General features: G+C 41.1%; 5 protein-coding genes. 3 read left to right on the top strand and 2 right to left on the bottom strand.

Annotation, left to right across the window (positions count from 1 at the left end):
- The first annotated feature begins 212 nt into the window (after positions 1-212).
- On the top strand, positions 213-488 hold the full coding sequence (locus HGG78_RS18530; RefSeq protein WP_172533787.1) for a type II toxin-antitoxin system TacA family antitoxin: 276 nt from the start codon (positions 213-215) through the stop codon (positions 486-488).
- The gene (locus tag HGG78_RS18535; RefSeq protein ID WP_065431860.1) at positions 482-979 is read left to right on the top strand and encodes a GNAT family N-acetyltransferase; all 498 of its coding nucleotides are present in this window, start codon (positions 482-484) and stop codon (positions 977-979) included. Before HGG78_RS18530 ends, HGG78_RS18535 begins: the two co-directional genes overlap by 7 nt.
- Positions 980-1132: 153 nt before the next feature.
- Here the strand turns inward: HGG78_RS18535 and HGG78_RS18540 are convergent, their stop codons facing one another.
- Positions 1133-1315, bottom strand: coding sequence for a hypothetical protein (locus HGG78_RS18540; protein WP_172533788.1), 183 nt, complete (start codon positions 1313-1315; stop codon positions 1133-1135).
- A gap of 447 nt (positions 1316-1762) precedes the next feature.
- Between HGG78_RS18540 and HGG78_RS19230 the strand changes: the two genes are divergently transcribed.
- Positions 1763-1897: a hypothetical protein gene (locus HGG78_RS19230; RefSeq protein ID WP_255091423.1), complete on the top strand. Its 135-nt coding sequence runs from the start codon at positions 1763-1765 to the stop codon at positions 1895-1897.
- Positions 1898-2225: 328 nt separating this feature from the next.
- Here the strand turns inward: HGG78_RS19230 and HGG78_RS18550 are convergent, their stop codons facing one another.
- Entirely contained in the window at positions 2226-2705 is a 480-nt protein-coding gene (locus tag HGG78_RS18550) for an Sbal_3080 family lipoprotein (RefSeq protein WP_172533789.1), read from the bottom strand.
- Positions 2706-2888 lie beyond the last annotated feature (183 nt).

The raw sequence follows: 2888 nt of genomic DNA on the forward strand, positions 1-2888 counted from the left end.
TCTGCAATGAAATTGCACACAAATTAAATACGCGCCCACGCAAAAGACTTGGGTATAGAACACCAACGGAGTATATTCATGCGCATCTGTAGAAAGTGTCGCACTTCAAACTTGATACTAAGTTGCGTGCCAAAGTGACACAATAATTGCTTATTGTTCATTTTAAGACCATAATACGCATGTGACATTTTGACACAAGAGGAAATCACATTATGGCGACTACTTTGCCTCGCATCACTGCTAGGGTTGATGTAGATACACAATACTTACTGACAAAAGCAGCTGCAATTGCTGGTATGTCTAGTATCAACTCATTTGTTCTAAGCGCTGCTATCGAAAAAGCAAAACAAGTCATTGAACGTGAGCAAGCACTAAAACTTAGCCAAGCAGATGCCATGTTACTTATGGACGCTTTAGACCGTCCTGCGACAATAAACTCAAAATTGAAAGCAGCTTCTGAACGTTACGAGAGCAAAACTCAATCATGAATACGGTACTTCTAGAAAAAGCAAAACATGATAGAAACCGATTCAACTGTGGCATTGAAGCTCTTAATAACTATCTGAAAGTAATGGCGAGTCAACAAGCAAAGAAAGACAACACGCGAACTTTCGTTTTAGAAGATGATAACGATAGTTCGCACATCATTGGCTTTTACACGCTAACAATGACACCAATTGATTTAAAAGCATTACCTGACCAACTACAGAAAAAACACCAATCATCTACCTCTGGTGGTTTGATTGCCCGCTTAGCTGTAGATGAACGCTACAAAGGAAAAGGATTTGGCGAGTGGTTACTTATCGATGCACTCCGAAAGCTACTGGCAGCCAGCGATAGTGTCGCATTCCCTGTAGTTATTGTTGACGCCAAAGACGGAGCAAAATACTTCTATGAGCGCTATGGATTCCAAGCGTTCAAAGAGGCAGAAAACAAACTCTTTATTACCATTTCGGATGTAAGAGCGAACTTGGGCTAGCTAACCGCTAGCCTCTAGCAAACTAACGCCGCATTAAGTGGTGAGCGACGCTAAACACCAATGTCTCGACAAACCACTTAAATCACAAAAACTGAATTTACACTAAAAACACCAAGCGTTGCGAATCCGTCTTAAATGCTTTGTTATGTAAATTCAACCACATAAACCAAAGTTACCACGAAAAACCAAGCCTGTACTACTGAAGAAATAGACAAAAAAAAGAGCCCAACCGTGTTCACGAATTTGCGAAGTCAGCAATGTTACAAACCAAGCCGCAACAAACGCTGAATACTGATTATCAGCGCCTAAAAATGCTTTTAAGCCAGGGAAATTCAACGAAAGAAACCATCAGAAAGCACTGATTCTCGTTTGCCTTGCACTTTCCACACTTTACACCTGAAAAACTAACCTCGCACCGACTTTACAGCTGAATGAGGCAACTCACGAATCTTGGCATGTTTTACGGCTAAATTAGCAAAGAATCGAGACAGAAAGAGCAGATTTTGCCGACGATACGGAACGATGGCTTAAGAGATCGCAAAAACAGAATACTGCCAATTTTACCCGCTTTACATAACGCCGCGTTAAGTGGTGAGCAACGCGACCACAATCCTAAACCATTGTGCCTTAAACACAAAACTCAACCTAGACCCGAAACTCCCAAGCGTTGGGAATCCGTCTTAAACGCCTAGTTAGCTGCTGCACTTTCGTTAGCAAATTACGCCAAAGTGCCTAATTTGAAACACATTATGGCTTTCAAACGGCAAAGTAAAACAGACAGCTGTGAAATTAAAACCCAATCCACGAAATGCGCCTGGCAAAGAAGAAATGGCCGAGTTAATCACCATTCTTGAGCATGGTAATTTGCAAAGAATTCTATCGAAAAAGCCAACGACAGAGCACACGAAACGAATTTAGGCATTCATGAATTTCGACAGCAAAGAAACCGCGCCAACGAACTTAACAAACACAACATGTCCCGTAAGCAGACTTCGTTAAGTTCAAACACTTCCCGAAAAGTGCCACTGGCGAGATAGTTGAGAAGCTAAGATTTATCCGGTGTGTAGCTAGAAAACTAAAAGCCTTTCCACCCTAAATTCACCGTTTTTCTTAACCCCAGCTAACGCCCTGTTAAGGTGTGAGCAACGCAATACCAAAGCTCCCGCATACCACCTTAAACACTAAACGCAACGCATAGTAAAAATGCCACGCGTTGCGAATCACTCTTAAACAGATTGTTATAGCGCTAGTTTGGCGTAGTTGATGACGACGAGTTTGCTGCTTGAGTTGCTTGTTCTGGTGTCATTTGGCCAAAAAGCGTGTCCATCATAAAACCAATTCTCTTACTTGCATCACCAAATTTATTAGGATTAGCGGTATAAGGAACTTTAAATTTCACTTCCCCAACTCTTTGCCCACCTTGATAAGCTGTTATCTCCGCGTTTTTCAAATATAACGCCAGATCCCACCCCCAGTGACCTTCATATTCAAGAGTCAATTTGTTCAGGTCGTGCTTAGAATTATCAGGCACAACAACATAAGAATAGTTATGTTCTTGTAGCCAAGACTCAATTGTATTTTGGAACCCAGAGCGAGTTTCATTATCTTTAACAACAACTATTTCCGACTTAATATTAGTCTCAGGAACAGAGGTGCCCATGTATCTGGGAGACCCACAACCAACTAATGTAAGAGAAGCTAAAGACAGCACTATAATTTTTTTCATTTTTATTTTCTCATATTGTTTTTCAGGCACATTGTATCTGTTTGTGCATTGCGCTATAACGCCGCATTAAGTGGTGAGCGACGCTAAACACCAATGTCTCGACAAACCACTTAAAACACAAAAAATGAATTTACACTAAAGTCGCCAAGCGTTGCGAATCCGTCTTAAATGCTTTGTTATGCA

Origin of the sequence: Vibrio aestuarianus (assembly GCF_012395185.1) — a bacterium.
Taxonomy (GTDB): Bacteria; Pseudomonadota; Gammaproteobacteria; order Enterobacterales; family Vibrionaceae; genus Vibrio; species Vibrio aestuarianus.

Bases quoted from the DNA above. Each gene is read 5' to 3' on its own strand.
- HGG78_RS18530 (WP_172533787.1), top strand. From the start codon at position 213: ATGGCGACTACTTTGCCTCGCATCACTGCTAGGGTTGATGTAGATACA.
- HGG78_RS18550 (WP_172533789.1), bottom strand. From the start codon at position 2,705: ATGAAAAAAATTATAGTGCTGTCTTTAGCTTCTCTTACATTAGTTGGT.